The sequence below is a fragment of the Algibacter lectus genome (assembly GCF_004368925.1).
Lineage (GTDB): Bacteria > Bacteroidota > Bacteroidia > Flavobacteriales > Flavobacteriaceae > Algibacter > Algibacter lectus.
The window spans coordinates 62,899-89,105 of sequence record NZ_SORL01000014.1 but is presented as its reverse complement, the minus strand read 5'-3'; the positions used below and the strand labels follow the sequence as shown (position 1 = coordinate 89,105).

At 33.4% G+C, this 26,207-nt stretch carries 26 protein-coding genes; 5 read left to right on the top strand and 21 right to left on the bottom strand.

Annotation, left to right across the window (positions count from 1 at the left end; translation table 11 throughout):
* Positions 1-72: 72 nt before the first annotated feature.
* Positions 73-1,461 carry an FAD-dependent oxidoreductase gene (locus DFQ06_RS18555; protein ID WP_133969322.1) on the bottom strand — a complete coding sequence of 463 codons (1,389 nt, stop codon included), beginning with the start codon at positions 1,459-1,461 and terminating at the stop codon, positions 73-75.
* Positions 1,454-2,725 carry a kynureninase gene (gene kynU, locus DFQ06_RS18550; RefSeq protein WP_074939645.1) on the bottom strand — a complete coding sequence of 424 codons (1,272 nt, stop codon included), beginning with the start codon at positions 2,723-2,725 and terminating at the stop codon, positions 1,454-1,456. Before kynU ends, DFQ06_RS18555 begins: the two co-directional genes overlap by 8 nt.
* A 128-nt stretch (positions 2,726-2,853) precedes the next feature.
* Here kynU and DFQ06_RS18545 point away from each other — a divergent pair, with 128 nt between their 5' ends.
* Entirely contained in the window at positions 2,854-4,230 is a 1,377-nt protein-coding gene (locus DFQ06_RS18545; protein WP_052415449.1) for a sensor histidine kinase, read from the top strand.
* Between the two features lie 11 nt (positions 4,231-4,241).
* On the opposite strand, the gene DFQ06_RS18540 is transcribed toward DFQ06_RS18545, so the two are convergent.
* Positions 4,242-4,904: a hypothetical protein gene (locus DFQ06_RS18540; RefSeq protein WP_074939648.1), complete on the bottom strand. Its 663-nt coding sequence runs from the start codon at positions 4,902-4,904 to the stop codon at positions 4,242-4,244.
* A 31-nt stretch (positions 4,905-4,935) separates the two neighbouring features.
* Here DFQ06_RS18540 and DFQ06_RS18535 point away from each other — a divergent pair, with 31 nt between their 5' ends.
* Complete coding sequence (locus DFQ06_RS18535; protein ID WP_042505710.1) at positions 4,936-5,736, top strand: class I SAM-dependent methyltransferase; 801 nt, start codon at positions 4,936-4,938, stop codon at positions 5,734-5,736.
* Between the two features lie 13 nt (positions 5,737-5,749).
* On the opposite strand, the gene DFQ06_RS18530 is transcribed toward DFQ06_RS18535, so the two are convergent.
* The 8 genes from DFQ06_RS18530 to DFQ06_RS18495 form a co-directional block, all read right to left on the bottom strand.
* Positions 5,750-6,712: an alpha/beta fold hydrolase gene (locus DFQ06_RS18530; protein ID WP_133969320.1), complete on the bottom strand. Its 963-nt coding sequence runs from the start codon at positions 6,710-6,712 to the stop codon at positions 5,750-5,752.
* Positions 6,713-6,760: 48 nt separating this feature from the next.
* Positions 6,761-7,735 (bottom strand): alpha/beta fold hydrolase, encoded by a 975-nt coding sequence (locus DFQ06_RS18525; protein WP_133969318.1) that lies wholly within the window; start codon positions 7,733-7,735, stop codon positions 6,761-6,763.
* A 116-nt stretch (positions 7,736-7,851) separates the two neighbouring features.
* Entirely contained in the window at positions 7,852-8,598 is a 747-nt protein-coding gene (locus DFQ06_RS18520) for an SDR family NAD(P)-dependent oxidoreductase (RefSeq protein ID WP_133969316.1), read from the bottom strand.
* Positions 8,599-8,661: 63 nt separating this feature from the next.
* A complete protein-coding gene (locus tag DFQ06_RS18515; RefSeq protein WP_042505714.1) occupies positions 8,662-9,225 on the bottom strand; it encodes a TetR/AcrR family transcriptional regulator in 564 nt (187 codons plus the stop codon).
* Positions 9,226-9,289: 64 nt separating this feature from the next.
* Positions 9,290-10,090 (bottom strand): DUF6503 family protein, encoded by an 801-nt coding sequence (locus DFQ06_RS18510; RefSeq protein ID WP_133969314.1) that lies wholly within the window; start codon positions 10,088-10,090, stop codon positions 9,290-9,292.
* A gap of 45 nt (positions 10,091-10,135) precedes the next feature.
* Positions 10,136-10,795 (bottom strand): peptide-methionine (S)-S-oxide reductase MsrA, encoded by a 660-nt coding sequence (msrA, locus tag DFQ06_RS18505; protein ID WP_133969312.1) that lies wholly within the window; start codon positions 10,793-10,795, stop codon positions 10,136-10,138.
* Between the two features lie 286 nt (positions 10,796-11,081).
* Positions 11,082-11,861, bottom strand: coding sequence for a zinc ribbon domain-containing protein (locus tag DFQ06_RS18500; protein ID WP_042499807.1), 780 nt, complete (start codon positions 11,859-11,861; stop codon positions 11,082-11,084).
* Between the two features lie 3 nt (positions 11,862-11,864).
* Positions 11,865-12,959, bottom strand: a complete 1,095-nt coding sequence (locus tag DFQ06_RS18495) for a Nif3-like dinuclear metal center hexameric protein (protein WP_133969310.1) — start codon at positions 12,957-12,959, stop codon at positions 11,865-11,867.
* Between the two features lie 47 nt (positions 12,960-13,006).
* Between DFQ06_RS18495 and lpxK the strand changes: the two genes are divergently transcribed.
* Positions 13,007-14,011: a tetraacyldisaccharide 4'-kinase gene (lpxK, locus tag DFQ06_RS18490; RefSeq protein ID WP_133969308.1), complete on the top strand. Its 1,005-nt coding sequence runs from the start codon at positions 13,007-13,009 to the stop codon at positions 14,009-14,011.
* Here the strand turns inward: lpxK and DFQ06_RS18485 are convergent.
* From DFQ06_RS18485 to DFQ06_RS18460, 6 genes are read right to left on the bottom strand one after another with little or no spacing between them, the layout of a single operon-like run.
* Entirely contained in the window at positions 14,008-16,242 is a 2,235-nt protein-coding gene (locus tag DFQ06_RS18485) for an ATP-binding response regulator (RefSeq protein WP_042505716.1), read from the bottom strand. The genes lpxK and DFQ06_RS18485 overlap by 4 nt on opposite strands.
* Positions 16,243-16,272: 30 nt before the next feature.
* Positions 16,273-17,286, bottom strand: a complete 1,014-nt coding sequence (gap, locus tag DFQ06_RS18480; protein WP_074939655.1) for a type I glyceraldehyde-3-phosphate dehydrogenase — start codon at positions 17,284-17,286, stop codon at positions 16,273-16,275.
* A 2-nt stretch (positions 17,287-17,288) separates the two neighbouring features.
* Positions 17,289-18,167: a lipoyl synthase gene (gene lipA, locus DFQ06_RS18475; protein WP_042505717.1), complete on the bottom strand. Its 879-nt coding sequence runs from the start codon at positions 18,165-18,167 to the stop codon at positions 17,289-17,291.
* A 55-nt stretch (positions 18,168-18,222) separates the two neighbouring features.
* Positions 18,223-18,768, bottom strand: a complete 546-nt coding sequence (locus DFQ06_RS18470) for an RNA polymerase sigma factor (protein ID WP_042505718.1) — start codon at positions 18,766-18,768, stop codon at positions 18,223-18,225.
* On the bottom strand, positions 18,759-19,871 hold the full coding sequence (locus DFQ06_RS18465; protein ID WP_162857690.1) for a glycosyltransferase: 1,113 nt from the start codon (positions 19,869-19,871) through the stop codon (positions 18,759-18,761). The genes DFQ06_RS18470 and DFQ06_RS18465 overlap by 10 nt, the downstream gene beginning before the upstream one ends.
* 6 nt (positions 19,872-19,877) lie before the next feature.
* A complete protein-coding gene (locus tag DFQ06_RS18460) occupies positions 19,878-20,081 on the bottom strand; it encodes a membrane or secreted protein (RefSeq protein WP_042499798.1) in 204 nt (67 codons plus the stop codon).
* A gap of 222 nt (positions 20,082-20,303) precedes the next feature.
* On the opposite strand from DFQ06_RS18460, the gene aqpZ reads away from it, so the two are divergent.
* The gene (aqpZ, locus tag DFQ06_RS18455) at positions 20,304-20,990 is read left to right on the top strand and encodes an aquaporin Z (RefSeq protein ID WP_042499795.1); all 687 of its coding nucleotides are present in this window, start codon (positions 20,304-20,306) and stop codon (positions 20,988-20,990) included.
* Positions 20,991-21,118: 128 nt separating this feature from the next.
* Here aqpZ and DFQ06_RS18450 read toward each other — a convergent pair whose 3' ends face one another.
* The 4 genes from DFQ06_RS18450 to DFQ06_RS18435 are packed head-to-tail and all read right to left on the bottom strand — an operon-like array spanning position 21,119 to position 24,713.
* Complete coding sequence (locus tag DFQ06_RS18450; RefSeq protein WP_042499793.1) at positions 21,119-21,907, bottom strand: anti-sigma factor; 789 nt, start codon at positions 21,905-21,907, stop codon at positions 21,119-21,121.
* Between the two features lie 12 nt (positions 21,908-21,919).
* Positions 21,920-22,450, bottom strand: a complete 531-nt coding sequence (locus DFQ06_RS18445) for an RNA polymerase sigma factor (RefSeq protein ID WP_042499790.1) — start codon at positions 22,448-22,450, stop codon at positions 21,920-21,922.
* A gap of 53 nt (positions 22,451-22,503) precedes the next feature.
* A complete protein-coding gene (murB, locus tag DFQ06_RS18440; protein WP_042499886.1) occupies positions 22,504-23,517 on the bottom strand; it encodes a UDP-N-acetylmuramate dehydrogenase in 1,014 nt (337 codons plus the stop codon).
* 5 nt (positions 23,518-23,522) lie between these two features.
* Positions 23,523-24,713, bottom strand: a complete 1,191-nt coding sequence (locus DFQ06_RS18435) for a pyridoxal phosphate-dependent aminotransferase (RefSeq protein ID WP_042505719.1) — start codon at positions 24,711-24,713, stop codon at positions 23,523-23,525.
* A 119-nt stretch (positions 24,714-24,832) separates the two neighbouring features.
* On the opposite strand from DFQ06_RS18435, the gene DFQ06_RS18430 reads away from it, so the two are divergent.
* Complete coding sequence (locus DFQ06_RS18430) at positions 24,833-26,173, top strand: aspartyl protease family protein (RefSeq protein WP_133969306.1); 1,341 nt, start codon at positions 24,833-24,835, stop codon at positions 26,171-26,173.
* Positions 26,174-26,207 lie beyond the last annotated feature (34 nt).

The window sequence follows — 26,207 nt, the reverse complement described above, 5'->3', positions numbered from 1 at the left end:
AAGTTACAATTTATAATGAATTCTATATATTCCAAATGTTAAATATTAATTGGTTTTTGGAACTATAATATTCTAAAAAGCAGAATTTAGATTTAAGATGTTTTCGGTTTCTTGTTGCACCTTTTTTAGAATACTATTTAAGTTTTCTGATGGCGTTATACTTTGATTCTTTAAAAGACTAAGAATGGCTTTATCTTGAGCACGCCCTTTTAGCATAGCTTCTTGATAGCCTATGTTTTCGTTAAAAGTGACCAAGCTATATTTTGAAGAGTATTTGGTAGGAAACTCTTTTTCTAAAGCCATTTCTATTTTACGCTTTTCTTGAAAAACAGGATGTGCCACATGATCGCGCATTTCTAAAAAGTTATCGAGTGCTAAATCTGCAATAGCATCGGTGTCTTTTTTACGATGGTTTTCGTAACGTTCAAAAACGGTTTGCCAATCGCCTTCATGGTCATCTAAAATAGCATCAAATTCTACAACATCTTCAAAAGCAGCGTTCATGCCTTGGCCGTAAAAAGGGACAATAGCGTGAGCTGCATCGCCCATTAAAAGCGTATTGCCTTTGTAATGCCATGGCGAACATTTTACGGTGCCTAATGCGGCGGTTGGATTTTCAAAAAAGTCTTGTGTTAAATTCGGCATGAGCTCTAAAGCATCTGGGAATTCTTTGTGGAAAAAGGTTTCTACTCGTTCTGGTGTGGTTAAATTATCAAAATTATATTCGCCTTCGCTGTAACTTAAAAATAAAGTGACGGTAAAACTTCCATCTAAATTAGGTAAAGCAATAAGCATAAAATCGCCTCGAGGCCAAATATGTAATGCGTTTTTGTGTGTTTTGTAATCGCCCGATTTTGTTGGCAGTATGCTTAATTCTTTATAGCCGTGAGATAGGTAATCTTGCGAAAAACTAAATAGGAATTTTTTACCTAAAAAGTAACTTTTTCTTAAAGCAGATCCTGCACCATCGGTAGCTATTATAATATCGGCGTTTTCTGTAAATTCGAGTTTGGTTTCGTAATCTTTAAATAAGGCAGAAGTGTTTTCAAAATCTACTGATTTACATTTTTTATTGAAATATATATTTACATTTTCGTGTCGTTCGGCTTCATTTAAAAGAAGGCTGTTTAAATCGCCACGAGAAATGGAGTTAATGTATTCGTGAGTTCTTCCGCTGTAATTAGATTGAAAGGTGTTACCTTCTTTATCATGAATCATACGGCCATGCATGGGAATGGATAAGGCTTGCGCTTTATCTTCTAAACCAACAAGTTTCATGGCTTTGTTACCACGATCGGAAAAGGCTAAATTTATAGAGCGGCCTGCACTAATGTCTACTTTTCGTAAATCGGGACGCATTTCGAAAACCGAAACGCGATATCCGCGCTGCCCCATGCGTAAAGCAAGTAAACTTCCGCAAAGTCCTGCGCCTATAATAATTACGTTTTGCTGTTTACTCATTTAAAATAGTTTTTAATTTTTCAACTAATTGGTATACATCTTCGAAAGAATTGTATAGAGGTACAGGTGCACAGCGAATTACATCGGGCTCGCGCCAATCGCTAATTACACCAGCTTCGGTGAGTTTGTTATGTAATGTTTTGTTTGCATTTTTAACTTGAATAGAAAGCTGGCAACCACGCTCGTCTGGGTTTGTTGGTGTAATGATTTTAATAGCATCTTCGCTTAAATCATTAAGTAAAAACTCGAAATAACCAGTTAGTTTTTTAGATTTTGCTGTGAGTTTTTCTATACCAACTTCTTGAAACATATCTAAAGAAGCTTTTATTGCTGCCATAGATAAAATAGGCGGGTTACTAAGTTGCCAACCTTCTGCTCCAGGAAGTTGGTCGAATTCACCACGCATATTAAAACGTGTTTTTTTATTATGGCTCCACCAGCCTGTAAATCTATTTAACTCTCTATTATGGGCATGGCGCTCGTGTACAAAACAGCCCGCCAAGCTACCAGGACCAGCGTTTAAGTATTTATAAGTGCACCAAACAGCAAAATCGGCACCAGAATCGTGTAAATTTAATTGAACATTTCCTGCACCGTGAGCACAATCGAAACCAACATTACAACCATATTTATGGCCTAACGTTGCAATACGTTTTAAATCGAAAAATTGACCGGTATAATAGTTTATGCCACCAAGCATAATTAGGGCAATTTCATCGCCTTGAGCTTCTAAAATAGCTTCTAAATCATCATAATTTAAAAGTTCTTCGCCTTCTCTAGGTTTCCAAAGTACAACACCTTCTTTATCATCATATCCGTGGTGACGTAATTGCGATTCTACAGCATATTTATCTGAAGGAAAAGCATCACTTTCAATTAAAATTTTATAGCGTTTTTTTGTTGGTTTGTAAAATGAAACCATCATAAAATGTAGGTTGGCAGTAAGCGTATTCATTACAATAACCTCAATTGGTTTTGCGCCAACAACATGTGCCATACTTTCAGTTAAAAACTCATGGTATGGTAACCAAGGTGTTTTAGCTTCAAAATGACCTTCTACACCTAAGTTTGCCCAGTCTTCTAGTTCTTGGTTAATATATTGTTTTGTCGCTTTTGGTTGTAGCCCAAGCGAATTCCCTGTCATGTAAATAAGTGGTTCCCCATTTTTGTTTTTTGGTAAGTAGAATGCGTCGCGATACGATTTTAATATATCGTTTTGGTCCTGCTGTTTTGCAAATTCTAGACCTGTTTTAAATTCAGACAAAGGTTTGTGGATTTTCTGTTCCTAGCAAAAATAAAACAATTATATCAAATAAAAACTTGACTTAAATCTAATTCATTTTGTAGGAATTGTTTAACTTTATTGAATTAACGAATAAAACAAAAGTGTCCATGTTAGGTGATATTTGGAAATCTTATGTACAAAGGTACGTCCGGTATAGTAGATTTTCAGAACGAGAAGAAAAAGAAGGGTTGCCATATTTTAGAGATAAACTTTTTATTTCTATTTTATTATTAACTTTTGTCTTAGGTTTATTTTCTTATGTACCTAGTACTTATGTCGCCATTGCTAGGGGTGAAGATATAATTGCCGTTCTAAATACATGTACTGTTTTGGTGTTAATCTTTACGGTGTTTTATCGAGGACTTAGTTTTTATGCCAAGAAAATATTGTTTTCAATTAATTTCTTTATCCTATCTATTGTCATGTTTGTGGTGCTTGGGTTCGAGGGGAATGGGAGCGTGCTAATATTTGCATTATCTATTTTAATCACGCTTTTTAATGGTAAAAAACATGGACTGTTTTCTATTTTAATTATCGCGATTTTTTATGGGGTTTTATTATTGGGTTCATGTTTTAATCTTTTTTATCTCCCCATTTTTGAACAGTATGAGTTTCAACTCTTAGCTATTATTACGTTGAATAATTTATTATTTAACCTGCTTTTAGTTCTTTCTGTTTCATTTTTAATAAACCAATTACATACTGCTTTATTAAAAGAAAATGAATTACAAAATGAGTTGTTTAAAAAGCATAATAATGTGGTAGAAGCAAAAAACAGGGTTGAGAAATCGGATAAATTAAAATCGGCGTTTTTAGCTAATATGAGTCATGAAATTAGAACACCGATGTACGGTATCTTAGGCTGTGCACAGTTTTTGAGGGAATACAATGAAGATGATCCAGATTACCAGGAATACATAGAGGTTATCGAGGATAGTGGTGAGCAGTTATTGGATATTATGACGGATATTATTAATATTTCTATTATAGAATCTGGTTTAATGATTACAAATATTAAAATGTTTAATATCAACGATAATATAAATACCATTTACAATGCATTTTTACCAGAAGCAGAAGAAAAAGGTATCGTGTTTATTTTAAATAATTCTATTGCTATACAAGATGCTTACATAAGTTCGGATAGCGATAAGGTAACTTCTGTTTTAAAATATCTTATAAAAAATGCTATAAAATATACAGATGAGGGTATAGTTGAATTAACATGCGAGCGCCAAGACGAGAGCCTTATAGCATTTAATTTAAAAGATACAGGTATTGGGATCCATGAGGATAATTTCGAGAATATTTTCGATACCTTTTATCAAGTAGATGTTGAAAATGTTAATGCCCTACATGGTTCTGGTGTGGGTTTAACTATAGCAAAAGCCTATATAGAAATGCTTGGTGGTAGCATATCTTTAAAAAGCGAAGTTGATGTAGGCACCTCGTTTTTGTTTACAATGAAGGTGAACTTAGCCTAAAATTGTTCTTTTTATTTTATAGAAATATTAGTGAAATTTAAATTCCAATTACCATTTGGTTTTTTGTGATCTGCAGCAAGTTTTAACCCGTTAATGTCTTTATAGTTTTCGAAAGTAGTCATCATCGATGGTTCTTTTTGATTGGCTTTTCTAAAAATCCATTCTTTAATTAAAAAGTGATCATCATAAAAAATATCGTAAGCATCGCCGGGTGTGTAGCCGCCATCGTTAGAATAGGTTAACGTTATTTTATTTAAAGCCGTTTTACTTATTGGAGCTTCTGTTTTAACTGGCGTGGAAATGGTTGTTCCAGAATCCCAAACTAATTGAAATGGTATAAGCAACCAGAATTTATCGTTAATAAAACCTGGGTCTACTTTTAAGCTAATAGAATCTAATGCAGAGCGGTTGTAACTAATAGTATCTGTGCTTGTAATAGATGTGATATCGTTAGTTTTAGGTTTCCAAACCCAGCGTCTTTCAAAGTGTGTACTATCTTTATCTACGTTAAAAGTAAAAGCAATTTCATTAACATTTTTCCAGTTTTCATAACCGTGGGCATTGGCTATTTTTTCAGCAATGGTTAATGGTTTCACTTCAGGAATAGATTTGGTATTGTCTTTACAAGATGTAATTAATAGTGTTATTAGAGTTATGTAGATGAAGTTTTTCATAATTTAGATTTTTTGTAAAGATACTTTGAAGATGACAAATAATACTAAATATTTTAAAACGAATAAGGCTACTTGGAATCAGAAAGTAAAAGTACATGCCGAAAGTGATATGTATAATATGGAAGCTTTTAAAAAAGGAAGGTCTTCTTTAATGTCTTACGAGTTGGATGCTTTGGGAGATGTAAAAGGAAAATCTCTTCTCCATTTACAATGTCATTTTGGACAAGATACTTTAAGTTGGAGTAGGCTAGGTGCTAAATGTACTGGTGTAGATTTAAGTGATGAGGGTATAAAACTTGCAAAATCTTTAAGTGAAGAATTAGAGTTAGATGCTCAGTTTGTATGTTGCAATGTCTTGGAAACGTCTCAGTATATAAAAGAAGAGTTCGATATTGTATTTACAAGTTATGGCGTTATTGGGTGGTTGCCCGATTTAAAACCTTGGGGAAGAATGATAGCCGAACGCCTGAAACAAGGTGGGACTTTTTTTATGGCGGAGTTTCACCCCATAGTTTGGATGTTTGATTATTTAAATGAAAAACCAATAATGACTTATGGCTATATGCAAGATGAGGTGATTTATGAAGAGTATGAAGGTACATACGCTGACCAAGAATCGGCAATAACGAGTAAAGAATATGGTTGGAATCATGGTTTAGGTGAAGTGATTTCTGCACTTACCGAAGCCGGATTACATATTGAGTGTTTAACCGAACATAATGAGAGCCCTTACAATGTATTGCCGAATTTGACTGAAGCCGATAACGGTATGTTTGTAACCCAGGATAAATTATATCCTTTAATTTTCACTTTAAAAGCGACTAAGGTTTAGGAAAGTAGCTTTTTTATTTTATATCATGTTTATCTAAAAATTTCAAGATTAACTCGGCTATTTCTCGTGTTTTTTCTTCAGCAGCAAAATGGCCTGCATCCAAAAGGTGAAGCTCTGCGTTTGGCAAATCTTTTAAGTAAGCTTCAGCTCCATTTGCATTAAATTTTAAATCTTTTTTACCCCATACAATTAGTGTTTTGGGTTGATTTTTATTTAACATGTTTTGCCATTGTGGATAGCTCAATAAATTGGTGTTGTAATCCTGAAATAGTTGTACCTGTATGTCTCTATCTTTTTTTGAATTTAGAAAAGCCAAATCGTGTGTCCATGCATCTGGGCTTTGTATATTCATATTTGTTTCATCCAAATCAAATAAATACTGCTTGTTAATCACGGCATCTTTTCCGGTTAGGCTGTATAAAAAATCATATTGTGTTTTAGAGGTGTCGGATTGAACTGTTCTAAAAAAGTGTTGCCTTTTTTCGGTTAGACCATCAAGATAAGCATTTGCGTTTTGCACAATTAAAGCATCAATACGGTTAGGGTTTTCCATCATCATTCTATAACCTATAGGAGCTCCAAAATCTTGCATATACATCACATAGTTTTCAATGTGGAGTGTTTCTAAAAGTTTCTGAGTATAATTGGCTAATAAATCAAAGGTATATTTAGTTGTTTTCGGGTCTAGGTGAGCGCTATAACCCGAGCCTAAATTATCTGGCGCAATAACATAGTAGTGCGTTGATAGCATAGGAATTAAATTTCTATAGGAATGTGAAGACGATGGATAACCATGAAGTAAAACTATAACTGGATTCTTCTTATCACCAGCAGCTCTGTAAAACAATTTTACACTATCAATCTCGGCATAGTTGTATGTGGTTGCGGGAGGTAAAAAGAAGTTGTTATCTTCTTTAATACTGTTACATCTAAATAATGACAGGCTTAAAATTGAAATAATTATTAAGTGTTTCATTGTTTTTGTTTTCAGGTTGAAAATTGCTGATTGAGAGATTAGACGTATTTATTTTGTATGCTTGCGCATAAAGCTCCTCATTTTTTTAATAATAGCATCGCCATCTTCTTCCAAAGCAAAATGCCCCGTATCGTAAATGTTGTAATCAATATTTGTAACATCCTTTTTAAAGGCTGCTGCACCACTTTCAGGAAAAAAGGCATCATTTTTACCCCAAACAATTAATAAAGGCGGTTGATTGTCTCTTAAATATTGTTGCCATTTTGGGTATAATTTTACATTGTTTTGGTAATCGTAAAATAAATCTAAATTTACAGCATGAGCATCCGGTCTAGAAAGTCTTAAGTAATCTAAATTCCAGTTATCTGGATTTACGGTTTCTATATTTCTAACGCCGTGTGTGTATTGCCATTTTAATCCTTCTAAAGAAAAGGCTGGTAATAATGCTGTTTCGGTAGTTTCGTTTCTGTCTTTCCAAAGCGCTCTAATACCTTGCCAAGCATCTCCTAAACCTGCCTCGTAAGCATTTCCATTTTGATTAATTATGGCTGTAATTCTTTCTGGGTTTGCAGTGGCAAGCCTGAAACCAATTGGGGCACCATAATCCTGAATCATTATAGCGTAATTGTTAATATTCTTTTTTTCAAGAAAAGCGTTTATGGTTGTCGCTAGGTTATCAAAAGTGTATTCGAATGTTTTTGAATCTGGAAAATCACTATTACCAAAACCAGGATAATCAGGAGCGATGAGGTGATACTCATTTGATAACTGATTTAATACTTTTCTGTATTGATGTGATGATGCGGGAAAACCATGTAGTAAAACAATACTTGGGTTTTCAGGGTTTCCAGCTTCTCGGTAGGCTATATTCATCCCGTTGACTTCGATGGATTTGTAGGCTACATTTTCATGCTGAATGGAGGTTTCTGTTTTTGTTTCTACTCTGTTGGTTTGTGCTGAGGTGTTGTCTTTACGAGAAGCAAAAAGGAGTAGGATGGATATTGCGTAAATTATATTTTTCATAATGTATTATGTAAGTGTTTATTCCATTTTAATGCTATTAATCAAATGGGTTTAAATTAAAATGAAATAAAAAGCCGTAGTATTTTGTTTACTATGGCTTTTATCATGATATGTTTTTAGTTTCTACCAGCCATAACGCCACCATCGGTATCCCAAATGGCACCTGTAACCCATGATGCTTTGTCTGAAAGTAAGAATACAATGCTGTTTGCTACATCTTGAGATTCTCCAAAACGACCAATAGGGTGAAAGTCGTTAAAACCAACCAATGCTTCTGCTGCAGCTTGTTCTCCTCCAAAAACACCATGATACACAGGTGTGTTTACTAAGGCAGGAGATACGGCATTAACACGAATGTTATCTTCTGCTAATTCCATTGCTAAATGTTGTGTTAAAGAATGTAAACCTGCTTTTTGCATTGAATATGCTGTAGACGGTGTTGCTTTTACGGCTTGCTTTGCCCACATAGAACCTACGTTTACAATAGATCCGCCTTGAGTAGCTTTCATCTTTTTAGCAGCACTTTGAGTGATGAAAAAGAACCCTCTATTTAAATCTAAATAAGAGTTGTAATCTTCCATAGTATGGTCTAAAAATGGTTTTGGACCAAAAATACCAGAGGCATTTACTAGAAAATCTAAGTTTTCTAACTCTGAAATTTTAGATACTAATGCATCTACTTCTTCTGTTTTAGAAATGTTTACGGCATGTTTAACTAAGTTTGGAGTATCCGCTACTTTGTCAATATTTCTACCGACAATATGTACAGTTGCACCGCCTTCTAATAAGCTGTTTGCTGTTGCGTTACCAATACCACTTGTTCCGCCAATTACTAAGGCTACTTTGTTTTCGAATTCTTTCATGTTATTTATTTTTTAAAGTTTAAAATTGAACAGACAAGTCTGTCTTTGTTTGTGCAAATTTTTTTAAGATATGATCTGCGAACACAATTGTTTTGTTTCTTTTATTGGCCAATCTTCTTGGTGTAAATGGCTTTCGCCAACAGCACCTTCGTAGAGTAAGTATATTTGTCTAGCAAGAGATTTAACTTGCGCTTCTTTTACATTTTCTAAATTATTTGTAATAAGTTTTGATATAAGATCAATAAAACTATGTTTTTGCAATTGAATTTCGGCTCTTATAATTTCGTTGTCTTTCGGAATTTCAGAAACGGTTTTAATACACCAACAACCGTTGAAATCTTTATCTCTAAAAAAGAGTTCGAGAAAATCGAAAATAGCTAGAACTTGAGCTTTACCTTTTGGTTTAGATGTTGTGAAATCTTCTACATCTTGTATAAAACTTGAGTTTTTAAATTTAAGATAAGCCAGGCAAATTTCTTCCTTAGATTTAAAATGATTGTAAAGCGTTGCTTTTGCAATACCTGCTTCTGAAATAATTTCATTGATTCCCGTGGAATTATAGCCGTTCTTATAAAATAAGAACGAAGCCGTTTCAATGATTCTATTTTTTACTTCAGAATGTTTCATAGTGCAAATATAGATAAAAAAATCAAAAAACAGACAAGTCTGTCTGTTTTTTGATTTTAAAATATTATTTAGTCGATAAATTAATAATATTCTCTGTTTTAATTTTAGATAATTCCTTTAGTTTTCCGGTTTCAAAAAGTTCTGGAAGCAGGTCTAATGGCGTACCTACTTCGGCTTCGTAGTTTGTGTAGTCTTGAAAAATAATACCATCTACACCCCGTTTGTTGTAAGAAGCTCTAAAACGAACGCCTCCTTTATTTACAGAATAGTTATAAGCTAAGTAGTCTATTTTTTTAGTTTCAGTATTTATCCAATAACGATATTCGTCATCAAAATCGTCTCCACCACCTTCTTGATTAAATGTTATGCCCAAAACAGCATAGTTTTTGTCTTTAATGGTTATGTTGCCTATGTACGTTTTATTTACAGAGGCATCATTTAGCTTATGCGGTAATGTGGCAAAGTAAATAACAGAATTTATACCACCAGTTGCTCCTTTAATTTGTTTTTCGTTTAGGTTTACGGTATCTCCATTAACGGTTCTATAAAGTTTACCATTTTTAAGAACATCGATAGTTATGCTGTTGTTCTTTTTTGAAATTTTGGTGTACTTGTAATTTTGGTTATCATTTTTAAAATTATAGGTGTTGTCTCTAAAAACAAAGCTGTAATTAGCTGAATTGTATAGGTCACCACCATGAGCTTCTATGGCTTGGTTCAAAATAACTTCTGCCTTTGAAACGGGTTTTACAGGTGTTGTCGCGTTTTCTTGAGGAGAAGGTGTTACCACTTCTTTTTTCTTATTATTACAAGCAAAAAGCGTTATACTGCATGCTAATGCTAAAAGATACTTATATATTGTCATTTTATAGTTTTGAGTTTTACTAAGTATTCGGTTTAAGAAAATCATTTAATGTGAGGCTTTCAATAATTCCTTCGGGAATTTAGCTTTAAATCTATTTAATCTTGGTACCGATACATTTTGAATGTAAGGATGGTCTGGGTGTAAACGCTCGTAATTTTGATGATAATCTTCTGCTACCCAAAATTTCTGAAACGGATAAACTTCTGCTGCAATTTTTACATTTAGCTTTTCTGCAAGAGCTGCTTTCTTTTTTAAGATAATTTCTTTCTGTGCTTCATTTTGATAAAAAAGGATAGAGCGGTATTGAGAACCACGATCGTTTCCTTGTCCGTTTACTTGAGTTACGTTTTGCGATGCAAAATAAACATCTACTAGAGTTTCGAAGCTTACTACCTCTGGATTGTAAATAATTTCTACGGCTTCAGCATGACCTGTTTTGCCGGTGTTACTTGCTGCATAGGTTGGCTTTGTTGTGTGGCCGCCAGAATAGCCAGAAATAGACTCGTCTACACCTTTTATGCTTTCGTAAATGGCTTCTACACACCAAAAGCATCCGCTAGCAAAGTAGGCACGCGCTTTTCCACTTTTTATTGGCACTTCTATGGGGTCTGCAGTTTGAACGTCTAGTTGTTCTTTTTTGTTTTGTGCTGTATTTTGGCAACTAAAAAATAATGTAATTGCTAAGATTGGAATAATATGTTTCATGAGATATGTTTTGTTCTATGGCTTTAGACGTATAAAGTTATAAAAACTTAAAGGGAATTATGTAAAATTATTTTGCTAGATGTATTTTAAATATGGTTATAGCGTGCAGGTTACGCACTTTTTGACAAAGTGGCCCGAAATAGGGATTGCTGCGGTCGCTTTTGGAGAGGCGCGCATCGAGACAAAACTTTAGCGGAAAGCTAGACCCGAAGGGATTGCCAAAAATATAGGCATAAAAAAAAGCCTCTAGATTAACTAAAGGCTTTTTTTATGTGTTGTAAATGGATTAAAGTTTAGAAAACAATTTTTCCATTTTAGCTTTTTGCTCTTCTGCAAGTGCAGCATCTACTAAGATACGACCACTGTGTTCATCGGTAATTACTTTTTTACGAGAAGCAATTTCTACTTGTACTTGTGGTGGAATTGTAAAAAACGATCCTCCAGATGCACCTCTTTCAATTGGCACTACAGCTAAACCGTTTTTCACATTTTTGCGAATACGGTTATAAGCAGCAACCAAGCGCTCTTCGATTTGTGTTTTGTAATCTTCAGATTTTTGGAACAAAGCTTGTTCTTCTTTTTCTGTTTCACTTAAAATAGCATCAAGCTCATTTTTCTTGTGCTTTAAGTGGTTTTGACGTTCTTTTAAACGCTCTTTAGTTTCAGAAATGACTTGTTTCTTTTGCTCGATTTGCACCTTAAATTCTCTAATGTGCTTTTCTGCCAATTCAATTTCTAATTCTTGAAACTCAACTTCTTTTGTTAAAGAGTTGAATTCACGATTATTTCTAACGTTTTTTTGTTGTTCGCTGTACTTTTTAATCAAAGATTTTGCTTCTTCCATTAAATTTTTCTTTCCAGTGATGTCGTTGTCTATAACTTCTAAACTTGCAACAAGTTTTTCTAATCTTATATTTAATCCGGCAACTTCATCTTCTAAATCACGAACTTCTAAAGGAAGTTCTCCACGAACATTTCTAATCTCGTCTATACGAGAATCTATGAGTTGTAAATCGTATAAAGCTCTTAAGCGGTCTTCAACAGTTACTTCTTTCTTTTTAGCCATACTTTAAAAATACTTAACAGGATTGGTATTTGTCTTTGATAAAATGATGGCAAAATTAGTGATTTTTTTTGTAAGATACGCTACTAAAAGGTTTTTTGTGTACTGCTCACTTTCATAATGCCCTATATCGGCCAAAAGAATACTGTTTTCGGCCATAAAAAAGTCGTGATATTTTAAATCTGCGGTTACAAAGGCATCAGCGCCTGCTGCTTTAGCGTTATTAATAGCAAAGCTTCCCGAACCTCCTAAAACGGCTACTTTTTTAATTTTTTTGTTTAAAAATGAGGAGTGACGAATGGCTCCTGTATTCATTTTTATTTTTAAATGTTGTAAAAAATCGGTTTCGTCCATGGCTTCGGCTAATTCGCCAACCATACCCATGCCAATATTTTGATTTTTATTCTCTAAAGTTGTTATTTCGTAAGCAACCTCTTCGTAAGAATGTGTTTTAAATAGGGTGTCTATTATTTTAGATTCTAAATGTTTAGCAAAACTTACCGTAATCTTTGTTTCGTCTTCGGTGTGCGTTTTGCCCTTTTCGCCAATAGTTGGGTTAGCGTTTTCGTTACCATTAAAAGTGCCATAGCCTTCTACGTTAAAACTACAATGATTATAATTACCAATGGCACCTGCACCTGCAGCAAATAAAGCATCACGGAGTTTGTTGGCTTCATTTTTAGGTACGTAAGTGCTAAGTTTTTTTATAGTCTTACTTTGTGGTATTAAAATGTGTTGATTTTTAAGTTGTAATTGCTCGCAAATAATGTGGTTTACACCTTGTTGCGAATTATCGAGAGCTGTGTGCATACTGTAAATGGCAATATCATTTTTTATGGCTTTTAAAACCACGCGCTCTACATAATTTTTACCTGTTATTTTTTTTAGACCTTTAAAAATAATAGGATGGAAGCTTACAATAAGGTTGCAGTTTTGCTCTATGGCTTCGTCTACAACGGCTTCTAGCGTGTCTAGTGTAACTAAAACGCCTGTAAGTTTCGAGTTTTTATCACCAACCAAAAGGCCTACGTTGTCAAAATCTTCGGCATAAGCTAAAGGTGCCAAGTGCTCTAATTGATTTATAACGTCTTGAATGATCATATTGAAATAAATTTTACATCAAAGATAAAATAATTACTTTCGTGGTGATGAAAATTTTGAGATACATATTGTTTCCTATTATGCCTTTTTATTATTTGGCAACTTGGTTACGGAATAAATTATTCGATTTGGGTATTAAAAAATCTAAGTCTTATAGCACGCCTGTAATTTGTGTTGGTAATCTAAGTGTTGGTGGAACAGGCAAAACCCCCATGATTGAGCATTTAATTACAGTGCTTAAAAATGAATATAAAGTAGCGACTTTAAGTCGTGGTTATAAGCGTAAAACTAAGGGTTTTCAATTAGGTGATAAAAACGCTTCCGCAGAAACGATTGGTGATGAACCTTTTCAATTTTATAATAAATTTAAGGAAGATGTTTTAGTTGCTGTAGATGCCGATAGACAAAATGGTATTGAACAATTAATGAATTTACCAAATGCGCCCGAAGTTATTTTATTAGATGACGCGTATCAACACCGTAAAGTAGAGGCTGGTTTCAATATTTTACTAACCACTTATGCAAATCCATATTTTAAAGATTATGTTTTGCCTACAGGAAACCTTCGTGAACCAAGGTCAGGAGCTAACAGAGCGAATATTATTGTTGTAACAAAATGCCCTGATAATTTAAACGAAACAGATAAAACTTTGGTTTTAAAACGTATTAATGCTGATGAGAATCAACATGTGTTTTTTAGTAATATCGCTTACGCGGAAACGTTATTGTCTGCTGAAAAAACAATGAAAGTTGAGGATTTAACTTCATTTTGTTTAGTTACAGGAATTGCGAATTCTAAGCCTTTAACTGATTTTTTGGAAACCAAAAAGTTAAAATTCGACCATTTAAATTTTAACGATCATCATAATTTTTCACCGGCTGATATTGCAGAATTGAGTAAAAAAGAATTGATAGTAACTACCGAAAAGGATTTTATGCGTCTTAAAGATTACGAGGTTTTAAAAGATAAGTTATTCTATTTGCCTATAGCTATTGCTGTCGATAAGGAACCAGAATTTAGAGATACTATCAAAGCGTATTTAACTGCTTAAGCCGTTGGTGATATATCTTTTTTAGCGGCTAAAGCATTGTAAAGTTTCTTTTCAAACTCATCTTGCTTAAATGGTTTTGGAATAATATCGGTAAAGCCAGCTTCATCAAACTCATGCATTTTATCTTCAATAGTAACCGCTGTAAGCGCGAAAATAGTTAAGTCTTTATCAAACATTCTTATACGCTTGGTCGCCTCAATACCACTAATACCTGGCATGTGGATATCCATTAAAATAATGTTGTAATCGTTGGCTTTAATTTTCTCTACAGCATCTTCACCATTATCGGTGATTTCACACTGAAGATCCATTTTAGTCAAGATTTTTTTGGTAATCATTTGGTTGATTTTGTTGTCTTCAACTACTAATATTTTCACACTTTTTAGATCTAGTTCGTCTTTATTTCCTTCAAAATAATCTGCTTTTGTTTCTGCAGCTTCTTTTATGGCGCTAAATTCAATTGGAATTTCAAAGTAAAAGGTAGTCCCTTTTCCTAATTCACTTTTAAGGTAAATTTGCCCTTTTAAAATTTCAATTAAGCCTTTTACAATCGATAGTCCTAAGCCTGTACCACCGTATTTTCTGTTAATTTGTATGGACCCTTGAGAGAAACTTTCAAACATATGGTCTTGTTTCTCTTGAGTAATTCCAATACCGTTATCTTCAATTTCGAAACGTAATGTGTAAATTTTATCGACTTGATCTATTTTGTAAACACGAATCCAGATATCTCCATCTTTTGTGAATTTAATAGAGTTACCAACAAGGTTAATAAGGATTTGAGATATTTTTAGTTGATCGGCAATAAAGTTTTCTGGTAAATCTTTATCGTATTCAAAATGTATATTAACATTATTGTCTTCGGCAGAATTTTTTAGAGCCAATACAATATTGTTTATCTTTTTATTTAGGTTGAATGGTTCTGGTTCTAGATCTACTTTATTCGCTTCAATTTTGTTAATTTGAAGAATGTCGTTTATAAATGTTAATAGGTAGTCGCCCGAAAATTTAAGCGATTTTAAATGCTGTACTTGTTCTGGCTTTGGGTTTTCTTCTAGTAGCATATTGCTTAAGCCTGTTACAGCATAAAGCGGTGTACGTAGCTCGTGAGTTACTGTAGATAAAAAGTTAGCTTTAGTTTTGGAAGCTAGTTCTGCTTTTTCTTTCGCAAGAATAAGTTCTCCGTTTTTTTTATGAAGCATATTATTCGTTTTTAAACGAATATTATTGTTTTTATAAAGTGATAATGTTAGTAACGAAAGAATTGTAATTAGAGCAACACTCAATATTGATATTAAGGTGTTAATACTACTTTCGGCTTCTTTTTTTGCTAGCTTTTTGTTAACCGTTTCTAGCTCTTCACTCATGTTACTGAGTAAAGGTTGGTTTATTTGTTGTTTTGCTAAGTTGTTTTTAAAACCACGAATTGAGTCTGATAATTCTGTATGTAAAACTAAATAATCTCGTGATGTTTTAAAATCTCTGGTAGCATAAGAGATATCACTAAGTACTTTGTATGCTAAGTTTTTGTTGTTTATAAAATTATTGGCTTTTGCTATTTTTAAGCCTTCTGTACTAGCTTCTAAACCATGTTTATAATCGTTTAATTTGTTGTAAACAATAGCTTGGTTTATTAAAGTTTCACTCTCTGTACTTAAAAGGTCGTTTTTTCTAGATAAAACTAAGGCTTGCTCAAGTGTTGTTCTTGCCTTATTATAGTTTTCTAGAAGCATGTATGTTTTACCTTCTAGAAGTAAAGTTTGCGCAAGTTTACGCTCTTGTAGAGTTTGTTGAAAAAGATTTTTTGATGAAATAAAATAGTCTAGAGCCTGAGTATAGTCTTTCTTATTAAGAAAAACTTCACCTAAAATTTTAAAAGATCGCGCCAAATTGACGTCGTCTTTCGTCATGCGCTGTATCTCTATCGCTTTATTAAGAGAAATTATGGCTTTGTCTGGTTGTTCTAGAATAAGTTCTAAACGGCCTTTGAAAGAATATATAAGTCCTTTACTTTGTTGATCCTCCGTTTTTTCGGCCAAAACCAAAGCGTCATCTAAACTCTTTAGAGCATCATAAGTATTATGAGTTTCTAATGCAGACTGTGCTTGTTTTATATAGTGATCTATGTTGTTTTGAATAAGTTCAGGGTCGTTCTCCATGGTCTGTTGAGACCAACCTAAAACACTAAACAGCACCATTAGAGCGATTAAAGAGGGTTTTATTTTGAACATAAATATATGGTTACCAACAAATATAAATTTTTACTTCGACAAAGTACATCTTTTTACTGATAAATTGCATATTAAGTCTATTATTCTTGAGGAATATCCCGTTTCATTATCATACCAACCAATAATTTTGACCATGTTGCCAATAACCGAAGTCATTTGCGAATCGAAGATGCAAGAATGTGTGTTACCAACAATATCTATAGACACTATCGGATCTTCCGTATATTCTAAAACACCTTTATAGTTGGTGTTGGCGGCTTCTTTAAAAGCATTATTAATTTCTTCTATAGAAACGGTGCGTTTTACATTAAATGTAATATCGGTTAAAGAACCGTTTATAACTGGTACGCGAATACCGCAACCACCGATAACATTAGCTAACTCTGGGAAAATTTTGGTTAAAGCCTTTGCTGCTCCCGTTGTTGTTGGTACAATAGATTGGCTCGCAGCTCGGGATCTACGTAAATCTCTATGTGGCTGGTCGTGTAAGCTTTGGTCGGTAGTGTAGGAGTGAACCGTAGTTATGTAAGCCTGATTAATACCACAAAGTTTATTTATAATATCGATCATTGGCGCCGCATTATTTGTTGTGCAAGACGCGTTGGATATTATAGTTTCGGTACCATCAATACTATCGCCATTAACACCTAGTACTATAGTTTTTATATCATCTTCAATAGGAGGCACACTTAGTATTACGTGGTTTGCTCCGTTTTTTAAATGAAATTCTAACTCCGGAATTGTTTTAAATTTCCCTGTAGATTCAATTACATAATCAACCTTAAAAGGCGCCCAATCAATAAGTTTTGGGTGATTCTCATTTAAGAGAGTGACCTTTTCGTTGTTAACAATAATATGATTTTCATCTGAAGAAACCTCACCGTTAAACCTACCATGAACACTATCGTATTTTAGTAGATGACTCAGTGTTTTTGTGTCGGCCAAATCGTTTATAGCAACAACTTTTATATTTTGATGATCTTGAAGTAATCTAAAAACACGGCGTCCTATTCTTCCAAAGCCATTAATTGCAACGTGAATCATGCTTAGTTGATATGTTTTTGAGCTTTGTAAGAAGATCTTACAAGTGCGCTACTTTCAACATGACGGAAACCTAATTCTAGTCCAATTTCTTCGTATTCTTTAAATTGATCTGGGTTTATAAACTGTTTTACAGGTAGGTGTTTTTTACTTGGTTGTAAATATTGCCCAATAGTAACCACATCAACATCATTCGCTTTAAGGTCGTGAAGAGTTTCAATAACTTCTTCGCGAGTTTCCCCCAAACCAAGCATAATACCAGATTTTGTTCTACGTTGTCCTTGTTGTTTTAAATATTTTAAAACCCCCATACTACGGTCGTATTTAGCTTGTATACGTACTTCGCGGGTTAAGCGTCTCACTGTTTCTATATTGTGCGATACAACTTCTGGAGCTACATCAATAATTCTATCAATATGTTGCTCTATACCTTGAAAATCTGGTATTAAAGTTTCTAAGGTTGTTTCAGGATTCATTCTACGAACGGCCTTTACGGTTTCGCTCCACATAATGCTTCCCATGTCTTTTAAGTCATCACGATCAACACTCGTTAAAACGGCATGTTTAATCTTCATGATCTTGATAGAACGTGATACTTTTTCAGGTTCATCCCAATCTACAGTTTCTGGACGCCCGGTTTTAACACCGCAAAAGCCGCAAGAACGCGTGCAAACATTACCTAAAATCATAAACGTAGCAGTACCTTCTCCCCAACATTCGCCCATATTCGGGCAACTTCCCGAGGTGCAAATAGTGTTTAGACTATATTTATCTACTAAACCACGTAATTCTGTGTATTTTTTTCCGGTTGGAAGCTTTACACGAAGCCATTTTGGTTTAGCTTGACGTTCTGGGAGTATATTTGAAATTGTTTCGCTATTCATATCTTTAAAATGTAGAAAGCAAAGATACAAAGTATTCTATAAAAAGTACCCTTGTTTACTTATCTTGAATAATTTCTGCAAGTAGTTTTTTTGCACGTAAAAGTTTAACTTTTACATTATTCATAGGTTCGTTTAATTGTTTTGAGATTTCTTTATAGCTAAGCTCTTGAAAATAGCGTAGGTTTATTATTTCTTGATAATGGGGTTTTAGTTTTTTTATGTCGCGCAGTAGCTTGGCTAGATGCTGCTCGGTAATTAAAATATCTTCCGGCGAAGGCGACTCGTCTAAAACTTGAAATGCTTTTTTATCGGTATTAGTAATAACTTGTGTGATGGAGTTTTTTTCCTTCCGAAGTAAATCAATATGCAAATTTTTAGAAATGGTAATCAACCAAGTTTTGAAGGTGTATTTCTCATCGAAAGTTTCAATTTTATCAAAAGCCCGAGAAAAGGTTTGGATTGTAACATCTTCAGCATCATTTTCATTTTGAATGCGTTTTAATTGAAAACCATAAACATCATCCCAGTATAAATTTAATAAGAAATTAAAGGCTTTTTGGTCGTTAGACTTTGCTCGTTTTATGGCTTCGTTTATTTCCAAAAATTAGGTTTTGAGATTAAGTTGTTTATAAATATAGCGAATTGAGAAATAATAAGCGTAACTTCTAGTAAAGGAAGTAGAAGTAAAACATCGGTTTCTTTAAGTTTTTTCGATGAAAAGCCGATAACTATATATTGAATAATTATTCGAAGTAAAAATAAGCCAAGAGCAATAGGCCAGTTGTACATCGTGCTTAAAAGTGCTATAGCAAGCAACCAAAATAAAACGTTGGAAAGATAGAATAAGCCTAATAATATTTTGTGTTTAGGTTTGTACAATTGCGCTGTGGAAACGTGACGCCTTTTCTGTTTGTACCAAGCTTTAAAACTCGATTTAGGTATTGAAGAGGTGAAACTATTAGGAGAAAAGCTAATTGCTGTGTTTTTTGAATTTGCTACTTGATTTATAAACAAATCATCATCGCCCGAACGTACTTTTATGTGCTGAATAAAGCCGTTAGCATTAAAAAACTCTGTTTTGGCGTAGGCTAGATTTCGACCAACACCCATATATGGCATGCCTATTTTCGCTAAAGAAAAATATTGAACAGCCGTCATTACCGTTTCAAAACGGATAAGTTTATTTAAAAATGAATATTTTACTTTTGAATATCCACCATACCCCAAAACAATAGACTTTTTATTGCTGAAATGAGCACTCATATCCTTTATCCAATATTTAGAAACAGGTTGGCAATCAGCGTCAGTAAATAATAGATAATCGTGTTTAGAGGCTTTTATACCTAATGTTAAAGCATATTTTTTATTGCCCCAAAAAGCTTCAATGTTTTTAACGTTAACAATTTTTATGTTATCGTTTGTTTTTGCAAACTCTTCAATAACATTTAAGGTGTCATCATGAGAACCATCGTTAATTAAAACAATTTCGAATTCAGGATAATCTTGATTGATTATTGAGGGTATAAATGCTTTTAAATTTTCAGCTTCGTTTTTCGCACAAACAATAACAGAAACCGGAAGTTTTTTAGAAGATGGTTTTTTTATTTTCAGAAAAGCAAAATTTCCAAAAATAAAAAGATAATAAACCACTTGAATAAAGACTACAGCAATAAATGCGTAGAGTAACGTATCAAGTATAACCATTAAATTTTAAGAATGTTGAGGTTCGCTACAATCGGCATATTGATCTGGCGTTTTTCCACAAAAACCACAAGCTTCACCGTCTTTATTAAGCATTGGATTTTGACTGGCACATGTTCCAGCAAATTTACCGTCTTTTTTTGCCCATAATTTAATGGCAATTCCAGCAATACCAAGTCCTAACAATGCAACAGTTATAAGTAAAAGTTTCATAATAAAATGAGATTTTAATTTTTAAATAAGTCGAAATTAGTTTCATAAAATTACAGAAACACGACACTTTCAACCTTGAAAAATAATAGGTTACAAAGATATGATTTTAACCTTTAAAAAAGGAACTCATAATTGATGAATTGTGACCTATTGGAAAAAATAGTGTCTAAAATGAAAGCACACAGTGTGTTAAGTATTGCTAACAAGTAAAAATTATTAATTATGAATAAATTATTTGCGGAGTTTTTTGGAACATTTTGGCTTGTTTTTGGAGGTTGCGGTAGTGCCGTTTTTGCAGCCGCTTTCCCTGAGTTAGGAATTGGGTTTGCTGGTGTTGCTTTGGCCTTTGGTTTAACCGTGTTAACAATGGCTTATGCTGTAGGGCATATTTCTGGCGGACATTTTAATCCGGCAGTGTCTATAGGTTTATGGGCTGGCGGAAAGTTTGAAGCCAAGAATTTAATTGGCTATGTGGTATCTCAATTAATTGGAGCGGTTACTGCTGCTGGTGCGTTGTACTTAATAGTAAGTAATAAAGCAGATTTTGAAACAATTGGTGGTTTTGCTGCTAACGGTTATGGTGATTTATCGCCTGGCGGTTATTCTGTAACAGCTGCTTTAGTTACCGAGTTTCTATTAACCATGTTTTTTCTTTTAATTATTTTAGGGAGCACAAACTATAGAGTTCCTAAAGGTTTTGCTCCAATAGCTATTGGTTTAGGTTTAACCTTAATTCATTTAATAAGCATTCCTATTACAAATACATCTGTTAATCCCGCGAGATCTACTAGTCAAGCTTTATTTGCTGGACCAGAATTTACTGGGCAACTTTGGTTATTTTGGGTAGCTCCAATTGCGGGTGCTATTGTTGCAGGAATAATACATAGAGCATTGTTCGAGAAAGAATAAAAAGAATAAGCCCGATTAGCAATTTGTGTAAAATTGTATAAGACGTTTTATTAATAGCAAGAAAGCCTCATTTATAAATAAATGAGGCTTTTAAATTTAGTTTAGTTTACGTGTTGCTAAAAAAGTACTTAATGTAAAGTGATTTCTGCAACAGAGTTTTCAACAGAAGCTACGGTGTTACCACCTTTCGGTTCTATAGTTATATTTAAAGCTAATGCGTTTTCCGCATAAGGTAAATTCATTAATTTACGATCTGTTTCGTTTAAAATACCCAGGCTCACCATTTCTCCTTGCAAGTCGGCCCATATTTGGTAGCATTGTTCTTCGGGTAGCTCTGGTAAAGATACCACATCAATCATCGATGTTTTTTCTTTAGGGTTAATATAGGCTACTGTTTTTAAATCTTTAGCACGCTCGTTACCAGAAATGATATACTTTTCGGTTTCGGGATTGTTAAGTTTTAAAAGTTGCCTCATTACGTTATCGAGCATCATATTGTTTTTCTCAATATCGCTTCTTAAGTCAAATATTTCGTCTACAACTACCTGATTTTCTTTAGAAAGTTTTAGGTTTTGGTTGTAAAACGAGTAAGAGGTTCCTGCAAAAATAAAAGCTATAAGACTAGCTGCAATTGTGTATTTGTACCATGCTTTATATTTCTTTTTTGCGTTTAATTTCACTACCGGTTTCTCATCTAGTTCGTCTAAAATATTATCTAAAATAAATTTAGGCGCTTCTACAGCATTTGTTTTTACAACAATTTCTAAATTATGTTGTAAACTGTTGTAGGCATTCTGTACATCTGGGTATTTTGAAATAAAAGATTCCACTTTTTCTGTTTCCACAGAAGTCGTGTCACCAATTAGATATTTTTCTAATAGGCCAGAATTTAAAAAATTAGTTATTTTTTCATTCATGACGTTAATAATTTAAGGATTATAAATTTTTTTCAATTCTCGTAATCCAATTTTTAATCTCGATTTTATAGTGCCTAGCGGAATGTCCAGTTCTTCGCTAGCTTCTTGCTGGGTCATACCTTCAAAAAAGAGGGCGTTTATTACTATTTGATACTTTTCTTCTAAAGTGCTTAAATGTTTTTGTATATCTAAAACATCGTCATTTAGTTGGTTCGTAGTTATTTTATATACGCTTGAAGTTTCTATCTGGACTTCTTTGGTTGTTTTATTTTTTAGAGATCTTACTTTATCTATAGCCGTGTTATATGCTATGCGATACAGCCATGTAAATAGTTTGGCTTTGCTAGAATCATACTTTTTAGCGTAGCGCCAAATTTTAACAAAAGTTTCTTGTAGAACGTCTTGCGCTGTATCCTCATCGCTGATAATTTTCTGAATTACGCCGTATAGAGAGTCTGCATAATTCTCATACAATAGCGTAATAGCTTTTTTATCACCACGTTCTAATAAATAAACTATGTCTTTTTCTATAGCTGAAATCAATATAAAGTTGGTTTTATGATATGCAAATATACCAAAGTTAGGATTGTTTTTAATTATAAGATGTTTACTTCAGCTTCAATTGAAATATCAAAAAGCCTTTTCACCGTTTTTTGAATGAGTTTTGAGAGATTAAAAATATCCGAACCTTTTGCTCCACCATAATTTACTAAAACTAGAGCTTGCTTTTTATGAACGCCATAATTACCAAATTGTTTTCCTTTAAAGCCTGTTTTTTCAATAAGCCAACCTGCAGGAACTTTTACTTCATTATCTGATATGGGATAACTAGGTGCATTCGGGAAGTTTTTTAGTAATTCGTTAAATTCTAATTTAGAAATTACAGGGTTTTTAAAAAAACTGCCACTATTCCCAATTTCTTTTGGATCTGGTAATTTACTTTGGCGTATAGCAATTACGGCTTTAGAAATATCTTGAATAGTTGGGTTTGTAATGCCATTATTTTCAAGTTCATTGGCTATAGTGCCATAATTGATGTTGAGTGTGTGGTTTTTTTTAGAAAGCTTAAAGCACACACTAGTAATAATATATTTTCCTTTGTTTTCTTGTTTAAAGGTGGAGTTACGATAACCGAAATTACAATCTTCCTTGGTAAAACTTTCAAATTGAAGACTTTCAAGGTTAATGGCTTCGCAAGATTCAAAGGTGTCTTTTATTTCAATACCATAGGCACCAATATTTTGTATTGGCGTGGTGCCAACATTTCCAGGTATTAACGATAGATTTTCTAAACCTCCAAAATCATGTTTTAAGCACCAAATTACAAATTCATGCCAGTTTTCGCCAGCTTGAGCTTTTACAATGGCGGTGTTTTCATCTTCAGAAATTATTTCAATTCCTTTTAAATTAACATGAAGTGCCAAACCATCGTAATCTTTGGTGAGCAATAAATTGCTTCCTCCTCCAAGGATTAGTTTGTTTGGATGATTTTCTAAGGTTAAAACTGTTTTTAAATCGCTAATAGATGATACTGACGTAAAATGTTTTGCAACCGCATCAATACCAAACGTATTGTAGGGTTTTAAGGATATGTTGTTAAGTATTTGCACTGGCACTAATCTTTATAAACTTCTAAAGCTTGTTTTAAAATATTTACAGCTTTTATTAAGCTTTCCTTTTTAAGTACGTAAGCAATACGGATTTGGTTTGAGCCTACACCTGGAGTTGAATAAAAACCTGCGGCAGGAGCTACCATAACTGTTTCTCCATCGACGTCGAAAGATTCTAATAACCATTTAGCGAAATGATCGGAATCTTTTATTGGCAATTCCACAATACAATAAAAAGCACCTTTTGGTTTAGCAACCTTAAGGCCTTCAATTTTTTGTAATTCGCTAATTAGCGTGTTTCTTCTTTCAACATATTCTTCAATAACATCATCAAAATAACTTTGTGGTGTTTCTAAGGCCGCTTCACTTGCTATTTGTGCATAAGTTGGTGGACTTAACCTAGCCTGAGCAAATTTAAGAACGGTTTCCATCACTGCTTTGTTTTTAGAAACTAAACAGCCTACACGTGCGCCGCACATGCTGTATCTTTTAGAAACAGAGTCTATTATGATAGCATGCTCATCGACTCCTTTTTCTTGTAAAATAGAGTAGTGTTTATGGCCATCGTAAACAAATTCTCGGTAAACCTCGTCGGCTACTAAATATAAGTCGTGTTCAATAGCAATGCTTGCAAGTTTGTTTATTTCTGCTTTAGAATAAAGGTAACCGGTTGGGTTTCCTGGGTTGCAAATTAAAATAGCTTTTGTTTTTGGCGTAATTAATTTTTCGAAAGCAGAAAGAGTTGGTAATGCAAAATTATCATCAATATTACATACTGCTGGCACCACTTTAATGCCTGTAGCAATAGAAAATGCAATATAGTTAGCATAAAATGGCTCCGAGATAATAACTTCGTCGCCCGGATCCATAACACTACTAAATAAAAACTGTAAAGCCTCACTTGCTCCCGTGGTTACTACAATATCGTCTAATGTAACATCAATTTCATGTTTAGCGTAGTAATTAGCTAGTTTTTCTCTATATGTATCAGAACCTTGCGATCTGGAATATTCAAGAATTTCTATAGTATTGTTTTTAACAGCGTCTAGAGCGACTTGGGGAGTTTTAATATCTGGTTGTCCAATGTTTAAATGGTAGATAGTTTTCCCTTGTTTAATAGCATCTTCTGCATAAGGAACTAACTTACGAATTGGAGACTCAGGCATCAATAGCCCTTTTTTAGATATTGTTGGCATTATATATGTGTTTACTTGCAAAGTTGCAAAAATAATCCTAGATATTTTTTAAAACAAGGCTTTAATACTGTAGTTATGATAATGTTTACTAAATTGTTAGAGATTAGTTTTTATTCTATATGAAAAGGGCATTTTATGTTATTATTTTATATGTTTTGAGTAGCAGTTTTTGCTATTCACAGGACTATTTTATAGTAAATAGTAAGAAAGGTGTCGATAAAGTGAAATTTAAGCTCGTTAATAACTTAATAATCATACCTGTTGAAATTAACGGCGTTTCCTTGTCTTTTTTGCTTGATACAGGTGTAAGTAAGCCTATAGTTTTTAATTTTTTGAACATCTCCGATTCCTTAAAAATTAAAAATGCCCAAAAAATAATGCTAAGAGGTTTAGGGGAAGGCGATGCTATTGAAGCTTTACGGTCCAAGAATAATATTTTTAGAATTGGAGAAGCCATTAATATCAATCAAGATTTATATGCTATTCTCGATTCTAGTTTAAATTTTAGTCATAAACTCGGACTGCCTATACATGGTATTATTGGCTACGATTTGTTTAAAGATTTGGTTGTTGAAATCAATTATACCAAGCGCTTTTTAAAACTTACTAATCAAGAAGATTACCGTCGTAAATCGTGTAAAGGTTGTGAGGAGTTAAATTTAGAATTTTATAAAAATAAACCTTATGTAAATGGTGTGGTTGATATTGATAACAGGAATATTCCTGTAAAAATGCTCATAGATTCTGGAGGTAGCGATGCACTTTGGTTGTTTGAAAATGAAGCCATTGGTATTAACTCCAATGCTAAATTTTTTCAAGATTTTTTAGGGCATGGATTAAGCGGAAGTGTTTATGGTAAACGCTCTAAGATTAAGGCCTTTCATTTAAATAAATTTACAATTAAAAACCCTAATGTAGCATTTCCGGATACCACATCAATAGGACATGCATTAGATCATAAAGAGCGACATGGTAGTGTTTCTGGTGATATTTTAAAGCGTTTTAATATTGTTTTTAATTATAGAAAAGGAAAAGTAAGGCTTAAAAAAAACAGGTTTTTTAAAGAGTCTTTTCGGTATAATAAAAGTGGGATAGAATTAGCACATAATGGCGTGCGCCTGGTAAAGGATGATACAGGGTTTGTTTCACCAAAAACCAAGAATAAAAGTAGTACGGTTGAAGATAATACCCAAATTGTATACAGCCCCAATTATAAACTCCGCTTAAAACCAGCTTATGTTATTTTGGAGTTACGAATAGATTCACCTGCTTATAGAGCAGGATTAAAAATAGGAGATACCGTTTTAAGTGTAAATAATAAACCGGCGCATCAGTTTGCACTTTTACAAGATTTAATGGAGCTTTTTTATGGCAATCATAATAAGAGCATAAAGTTAAAAGTTGAAAGGGGAGGAGAAGTATTAACTTATAGTTTTAAACTGGTAGATATGTTAAAATAAAAAGGGCTTAAAATCTTGAGATTTTAAGCCTTTT